This is a genomic window from Pseudomonas sp. DCB_BI (assembly GCF_026240995.1).
Classification (GTDB): Bacteria; Pseudomonadota; Gammaproteobacteria; order Pseudomonadales; family Pseudomonadaceae; genus Aquipseudomonas.
The window spans coordinates 1-8,647 of sequence record NZ_JAPFCG010000041.1 but is presented as its reverse complement, the minus strand read 5'-3'; the positions used below and the strand labels follow the sequence as shown (position 1 = coordinate 8,647).

Below are 8,647 nucleotides of genomic sequence, written 5' to 3'. Positions count from 1 at the left end.
CCGCTGAGCGCTTCATCGATGACCCGTTCGTGCCTGGCGGGCGCCTGTACCGTACCGGCGACCTGGCCCGCCACCGGCCAGACGGCAACCTCGAATACCTCGGCCGCAACGATGACCAGGTCAAGCTGCGCGGCCTGCGGGTCGAGCTGGGCGAGATCCAGGCCGGCCTTACCGCCATCGCGGGCATCAAGGAAGCGGTGGTGCTGGCCAAGGAGCAGCGCCTGATCGGCTATTACACCGGTCACCCGCAAACCGTGGAAACCCTGCGAACGTCGCTGCTGGCACATCTGCCGGAATTCATGGTGCCAGCGCTGTTCGTGCACCTCGAAGCCCTGCCGCTGAGCCCCAACGGCAAACTCGACCGCAAGGCGCTGCCAGCACCTGGCGCGATTGAAGAGCGGCCGTACGAATCCCCCGAAGGCGAAACCGAAACCCTGCTGGCTGCACTCTGGTGCGAGCTGCTGGGGGTAGAGCAAGTAGGGCGGCACGACAACTTCTTCGAACTGGGCGGCCATTCGCTGCTGGCAGTGACACTGACGTCGCGGCTACGCGAAAAAGGCCTTGAGGCCGACGTGCGCGCCCTGTTCGACCAACCGACCCTGGCCGGCTATGCAGCCATCACAGACAGAATGGAGATCGTCCTGTGAGCATCGACCAACTTTTGGCAACGCTGACCTCGCACAACGTGCAACTGGCCCTCAAGGATGGCCAGTTGGTAGTGCAAGGCAACCGCCAGGCACTGACCGACAGCGCCCTGGTGGCGCAATTGCGCGCTCATAAACCCGCGTTGGTGGGCATGATCGAGCGCGGCGAGTACGTCGCGGTGAGGCAGGGCGCTGTGCAGGTTCCGGGCAACCTGATCCCCCCGGGTTGTGCGCATATCACCCCACAGATGCTTAGCCTGGTGACGCTCGACCAGGCCAGCCTGGACAGCATCCTCGACGCAATCCCCGGCGGCGCGGCCAATGTGCAGGACATCTACCCGCTGGCGCCATTGCAGCAAGGCATGCTGTTCCATCATGCCAGTGCCACCGACAGCGACCCCTACGTCATGCAGGCGCGCTTCGTGTTCGCCAGCGAGGCGCGCCTGCAGGCATTTGCCGACGCCTTGCGCGGGGTAATCGCCCGCCACGACATCCTGCGCACCTCGGTGCACTGGCAGGGGCTGGATACACCCGTGCAGGTGGTTTGGCGCAAAGCTGAACTGGTGATCCTGGCACTGCCCGCCGATGCTGCCGGAGGCGACTGGCTCGACCTGACCCAGGCGCCGCTGATTCGCCTGCTGCGCGAAGCGCCCGGGGCTGACGGAACACTTGCTGCTACCCTGCAATTCCACCACATCGCCATGGATCACAGCGCACTGGACGTGGTACGCCACGAGCTGATTGCCTTTCTCAGCGGTGAACAAGCCAAGCTGGGTGCACCGGTGCCGTTCCGCAACTATGTGGCGCAAGCGGTGCTGGGTATCGGCGAACCCGAGCACGAAGCGTTCTTCCGCGACATGCTCGGCGATATCGATGAAGCGACCTTGGCCTATGGGCTGCAGGACGTACAGGGTGATGGCGAGGTGCACAACGAGCACCAGGTCGAATTGCCATTGGCCCTGTGCGAGGGCCTGCGCGAGCAGGCCCGCAACTTGGGGGTGAGCGTCGCCAGCCTGTTCCACCTAGCCTGGGGTAGGGTTCTGGGTGGCCTGACCGGGCGCCAGCAGGTGGTATTCGGCACGGTGCTGATGGGCCGCCTGTTGGGCGCCGAGGCCACCGACCGGGCACTGGGTATCTTCATCAACACCCTGCCGCTGCGGGTGGACCTGGACGGCGCCGACCTGGGCAGTGCCATACGCGCCACCCACCTGCGGCTGAGCGCGCTGATGCGCCATGAACATGCGCCGCTGGCGTTGGCCCAGCGCTGCAGTGGCGTCGCCGCACCTGCGCCGCTGTTCAATGCCTTGCTCAACTACCGCCACAGCGCGCCGGGCGGGGTGGAACCGCGCCGGGCTGCATTGGCTGGTATCGACATTGTCGAGTCGGCCGAAGCGACCAACTACCCATTGACCTTGAGTGTGGATGACCTTGGCCAGGCGTTTCGCCTGACCTTGCTCGCCAGCGCCGAAGTGCCCGCCTGGCGCGTCTGCGCCTACCTGCAACAGACCCTGGAAAATCTGCTGCAAACGCCGCACGTTGCCGTCAACGGATTGGGCATGCTCCCGGCCACCGAACGCGCCGAGTTGCTGGAGCGCTTCAACGACTGCACTGCCCCTTACGAGCAGCACCTGACCCTGCATCAGCGTATCGAGCAGCGGGCGGTGATGTGCCCTGACGCCATTGCCGCCACCAGCGCCGGGGTCGAGCTGAGCTACGCCGACCTCAACCGGCGGGCCAATGCGCTGGCCCACCACTTGATCACCTTGGGTATCAAGCCTGACGACCGGGTCGCCGTGGTGGCTCGGCGCGGCCTGGACACACTGGTGGGCTTGCTGGCCGTGCTCAAGGCCGGCGCCAGTTATGTACCGGTAGACCCGGCCCACCCGGACGAGCGCGTAGCCTATCTGCTCGAAGACAGCAGCCCGGTGGCAGTGCTGACGCAACAGGCGCTGCAGCATCGCCTGGGAGGGCTGGACGCTCCAGTGCTGTTGCTCGATCAGCCGAACTGGCCGGCGTTCACATGCAACCCGGTGGTGCCGGGTCTTGCGGCCAACCACTTGGCCTATGTGATCTACACCTCCGGCTCGACTGGCCAACCCAAGGGCGTGATGGTCGAGCACCGTTCCGTCAACAACCTGGTGGATTGGCATTGCCGTGCCTTCGACCTGCGCCAGGGCCGGCATACCTCGAGCCTGGCCGGTTTCGGTTTCGACGCCATGGCCTGGGAGGTATGGCCCGCGTTGTGCGCCGGTGCCACGCTGCACCTGGCGCCTTCGACCGAGGGCCGGGACGATCTGGACAGCATGCTCGCGTGGTGGCAGGCGCAGCCGCTTGATGTCAGCTTCCTGCCCACGCCCGTGGCTGAACACGCGTTCAATCATCAGCTGGAGCACCCGACCCTGCGCACCCTGCTGATCGGTGGCGACCGCCTGCGCCAGTTCAACCGCAACCAGCGCTTCGCCGTGATCAACAACTACGGGCCGACCGAAACTACCGTGGTGGCCAGTTCTGGCGTGGTGGAAGCAGGGGCTGCCCTGCATATCGGCAAGCCGGTGCACAATGCCCGGTTATACGTGCTCGATGCACTGCGGCAGCCGGTGCCACTGGGCGTGCCCGGTGAGCTGTACATTGGCGGCGCAGGGGTCGCGCGTGGCTATTTGAACCGTGCGCAGCTCACGGCCGAGCGCTTTGTCGATGACCCGTTCGCCGCCGAGGGCGGTGGGCGCATGTACCGCACGGGCGACCTGGTGCGCTGGCTGGCGGACGGCGCCTTGGAGTACCTGGGGCGCAACGACGACCAAGTGAAAATCCGTGGCGTACGCATTGAGCTGGGCGAAATCGAGAGCCGCCTGGCGAGCCTGGCCGGGATCGACGAAGCGGTGGTCATCGCCCGTGAGGACCACCCTGGCCAGCCGCAGCTGGTGGCCTATTTCACAGCCAGGCCCGATGTACAGCCGCTCACCGCGCAAGGCCTGCGCGCCCAGATGCAGGCGCACCTGCCGGAGTACATGGTGCCGGCAGCCTTCGTCGAGTTGCCAGCACTGCCGCTGACCGCCAATGGCAAGCTCGACCGCCGGGCACTGCCCCGGCCCGAGCGGGCTGCGTTGTTCGAACACGCCTACGAGGCGCCCAAAGGCGAGCTGGAGCACGCCTTGGCGCAGCTGTGGGCAGAGCTGCTCAACGTCGAGCGGGTGGGGCGGCATGACCATTTCTTCAGCCTTGGCGGCCATTCGCTGCTGGCCATGCGCATGGTTTCGCAGGTGCGCCTGCGCCTGGGCGTGGAATTGAGCCTGGCAGAACTGTTCGCCAACCCCGAGCTTGCTGCCGTTGCCCAGGTCCTGGCCAGCGCCGGGCGTAGCGCGCTGCCGGCGATCCTGCCGGTGCCGCACGCGCCTGCGCTGCCCATGTCGTTCGCCCAGCAGCGGCTGTGGTTCCTGGCGCAGATGGAGGGCGGCAGCCAGGCTTACAACATCCCCTTGGCGCTGGGCCTGCGCGGCCCGTTGGATACCGATGCGCTGGAAAGCGCGCTGTTGCGCATCATGGAGCGCCACCAGACCTTGCGCAGCCGCTTCATGCCGCGCGACGACAGCGCCGAAGTGGTGATCGCCGCCACCCCGGGGGCGGGCTGGTTCCAGTACCAGGCGCTGCGCGCCGAGGCCTTGCCGGAGCGCCTGGGCGAAATAGCGGCTGCGCCGTTCGACCTGGCCCACGGGCCGCTGCTACGGGCACACCTGCTGCGGCTGGGGGCGCAACACCATGTATTGGCGTTGACCGTTCACCATATCGTTGCCGACGGTTGGTCGCTGGGCGTACTGACCCACGAACTGAGCGTCCTTTACCGGGCGCTATGCAGCGGCACGGGCGACCCGCTGCCGGCCTTGCCGATTCAGTACGGTGACTACGCAGTGTGGCAGCGGCGCTGGCTGGCCGGTGAGCAGTTGCAACGCCAGGCCGCGTACTGGCGACAGGCGCTGGAGGGCGCGCCCAGCCTGCTGAAATTGCCAACCGACCGACCGCGCCCGGAGCGCCAGGATTTCGCTGGTGCGAGCCTGCCGTTGCAATTCGGGCCGCGCCTGACTGCGGCATTGCGAACCCTGGCCCAGCGCCACGGGGTAACGCTGTACATGACCGTGTTGGGGGCCTGGGCGGCCTTGCTCAGTCGCCTGGCAGGCCAGCCCGAGGTGGTGATCGGTTGCCCAGTGGCCGGGCGCGGCCGAGCCGAACTCGAACCCCTGGCAGGGTTGTTCGTCAATACCCTGGCCATGCGCATCGACAGCTGCCAGGCGCCTGCTGCACAGGCTTTGCTGGAACACGTGCGTAGCCGGGTGCTAGAGGCCCAGGCGCACCAGGACCTGCCTTTCGAACAGGTGGTGGAAATCGTTCGCCCAACACGCAGCCTGGGGCACACGCCGCTGTTTCAGGCCACCCTCAACTGGCAGGCTACAGAAGGTACAGCGCTGCACTTGCAGGGTTTGCAACTGGAGGCGGTGGCTCAGGCCGCAGCCGTGGCCAAGTTCGATCTCACCCTCAACCTCGGCGAGCGGGGCGACACCCTGGCGGGCAGCCTCGACTATGCAACGGCGCTGTTCGACGAGGCTACAGTGCAGCGTTACATGGGTTACTTCGAGCGCATGCTGTGGGCCATGGCAGACGATGACCAGCAGCCTCTGACCCAGGTGGAGTTGGTGGGCGAGGCAGAGCGCCAGACCTTGCTGCAAACACTCAACGCCACGCAGTACAGCTACCCCCGTGACCTGCCGGTCCAACGCCTTTTCGAGCAGCGCGTCGCCCGCCACCCGCTGGCCCTGGCTGCCGTGCACGGCGAGCAGGCCTTCTGCTATGGCGAGCTGAACGAGCGCGCCAACCGCCTGGCTCACTACCTCATTGCCAGCGGTGTAGAACCAGGTGCTTGCGTGGCGTTACTGCTGCCGCGCTCGCTGTCGCTGCTGGTCGCGCAACTGGCCGTGCTGAAGTGCGCTGCCGTCTATGTGCCACTGGACATTCATGCCCCGACCGAGCGCCAGGCGTTCATGGTAGAGGACTGCCAGGCGGCCTTGCTGTTGACCGTTTCCGGCGTCATGGCTGACCTGCCGGTGCAGCGGCTCGAGCTGGACCTTCTGTCGCTCGCCTGCCAGCCTGGGCACAACCCCGCAGTGGCGTCGGGTGCCGGCAGCACGGCCTACGTCATGTATACCTCGGGCACTACAGGCAAGCCGAAGGGCGTTTGCGTGCCGCACCGCGGTATCGCGCGGCTGGTGCTGAACAATGGCTACGCCGAGCTGCTGGATACCGACCGGGTGGGCTTCGTCTCCAATCCCGCATTCGATGCCAGCACCCTGGAAGTCTGGGGCGCGCTGCTCAATGGCGGCCAGGTGCGGGTGATCGATCACGCCACATTGATCGACCCCCCGCGCTTTTCTGCGGCGCTGGTGGAGCAGGGGATTAGCGTGCTGTTCCTGACCACTGCGCTGTTCAACCAGTACGTGCAGCTGGTACCCGAGGCATTGGCCACCCTGCGGCTGTTGATAAGCGGCGGCGAGCGTGCCGAGCCGGCCGCGTTCCGCGCGTTGCGGCAACGGGCACCGGCCCTGCGTTTGCTGAACGGCTACGGGCCGACCGAAACCACCACGTTCGCCGTCGTCTGCGAGGTCTGCGAGGTAGCAGCAGACGCCGGCCAGATACCGATTGGCCGGCCCATCGGCAATACCCAGGCCTATGTACTGGATGCCTCGCAGCAACTGGTACCGCAGGGTGTGGTTGGCGAGCTGTATATCGGCGGCGATGGGCTGGCCCTTGGCTATTTGAACCACCCGGAACTCACTGCCCAACGCTTCATCGCCGACCCGTTCAGCCAGCAACTCGGCGCGCGGCTATACCGCACAGGCGACCTGGTACGCTGGCGTAACGATGGCCTGCTGGAGTGCCTGGGGCGCAATGACGACCAGGTCAAGATCCGCGGTTTCCGCATCGAACTGGGCGAGATCGAGCAGCAACTGGCCCAGGTACCGGGTATCGGCGAAGTGCTGGTAATGGCCGTGGCCGATGAACAAGGGTCGTTGCGCCTGGTAACCTGGTACACCCGGCAGGTGGCAACGTTGACGGCATTGGACCTGCGCAGCCATTTGCGCGGGCGCTTGCCCGAGTACATGGTGCCGTCGGCCTTCGTCGCGCTCGCGCAGATGCCCCTGAACAACAATGGCAAGGTCGACCGCAAGGCCTTGCCTGCGCCGTGCCCACAAGACTTTGCGGTGGCGGCATTCGAGGCCCCTGAAGGTGAGCGCGAGCAGGCCCTGGCAGCGCTGTGGGCCGAGTTGCTCGAAGTTCAGCCGATCGGCCGTAACGACCGCTTCTTCGAACTCGGTGGCCACTCGTTGCTGGCCATGCGCATGCTGGCTCAGGTACGGCAACGCTTTGGCAGTGAGCTGGCACTGGCTGACTTGTTCGTCGATGACAGGCTGGTGGCGGTCGCTGCCTGCCTGGGGCGCGAGGGCCAGGGGCTGCCAGCCATCGCCGGCATGCCGCGTGAAGGCCTGCTGCCGCTGTCGTTCGCGCAGCAACGGTTGTGGTTCCTGGCCCAGTTGCAGGAGGCCAGCGCGGCCTATCACATCCCGTTGGCACTGCGGCTGGAGGGCAAGCTGCAGCGCACAGCCTTGGAGCGGGCGCTGCGGCGCTTGATCGAACGCCACGAAAGCTTGCGCAGCTGTTTTGTCGAGCGGGACGGCGAACCCCACGTGGTGCTGGCAAGCGACAGCAGCGGCTTCGCGCTGGCTTGGCAAGACTGCCCCGGGCTGGACCAGCCAGGCCTGGCACTGTTACTGGGTGATGAAGCCGGCCGGGCCTTCGTGCTGGACCGTGAATTGCCGATACGCGGGCAGGTGCTGCGATTGGCCCAGGATCAGCACGTGCTGTTGCTGACCTTGCACCACCTGGTTGCCGATGGCTGGTCGCTGGGCGTCCTGGTGAGAGAGCTGGTTGCGCTCTACCAGGCCTTCAGTACCGGCCAGCCCGACCCATTGCCCGCCTTGCCGGTGCAGTACCTCGACTATGCCATGTGGCAGCGCCGCTGGTTGTGTGGTGCTGCCTTGCAAGAGCAGGTTGATTACTGGAACGCCCAGCTCAGCGGCGCGCCGGCACTGATCAGCCTGCCCTGGGACCGACCCCGACCGGAACGCCAGCAGTACGCCGGAGCCAGCGTGGAACTGACCCTGGACCCGCGCTTGAGCGACGAACTGAAGGCGCTGTGCCGACGCCATGGCGTCACGCCATACATGCTGTTCATGGCCGCTTGGGCGGTGTTGCTGGCACGTCTGGCTGGCCAGGATGAAGTGGTGATCGGCTCGCCGGTCGCCAACCGCCAACGCGCGGAAGTAGACGGCCTGATCGGCATGTTCGTGAATTCGCTGGCAGTACGCGTGGATGTGTCCGGGGCACCGGATGTCGCCACGTTGTTGGCTCGGGCCAAGGCTGTGATACTGGCCGGGCAGGCGCACCAGGACCTGCCGTTCGAGCAGGTGGTCGAAATCCTGCGTCCGCGGCGCAGCCTGGCGCATACGCCGCTGTACCAGGTGTCGCTGGACTGGGACGCCAACCCCGGCGGCCAACCCCTGCAACTGGCTGATCTTGAAGTAACCGCTATGGGTAGCCAGGCCAGCATTGCCAAGTTCGACCTTAGCCTGAGCCTGGGCGAGCGGGCCGATGGCTTTGCCGGCGGCATCGTCTACGCAACCGCTTTGTTCGACCGGGCGACCATCGAGCGTTTTGCCGGTTATCTGAAGCAAGTGCTGTGGGCGTTCGCGGCAGGTGACCGGACCATCCCGGCCCACGTAGGCCTGCCCGCTGCGAATGAGCGCCGGCGGTTGCTGGTTGACTTCAACGACACGGCCGTTGACTACGACCTTGAACAAACCTTGCACGGCATGATCGAGGCGCAGGTTGCGCGCACGCCGCATGCCGTGGCCGTGCGGGCTGAGGAAGGTGAGCTGACCTATCGCCAGCTCAACGAG

The 8,647-nt window shown here is 66.2% G+C and carries 2 protein-coding genes; both read left to right on the top strand.

Features of this window, described 5'->3' with window-relative positions; genetic code table 11:
• Positions 1-647 (top strand): phosphopantetheine-binding protein (locus tag OO258_RS27510; RefSeq protein WP_323054389.1); only part of this gene is annotated, 647 nt, incomplete at its 5' end.
• The coding region (locus OO258_RS27110) for a non-ribosomal peptide synthetase (protein WP_323054388.1) at positions 644-8,647 on the top strand (8,004 nt) is incomplete at its 3' end. The genes OO258_RS27510 and OO258_RS27110, both read left to right, overlap by 4 nt.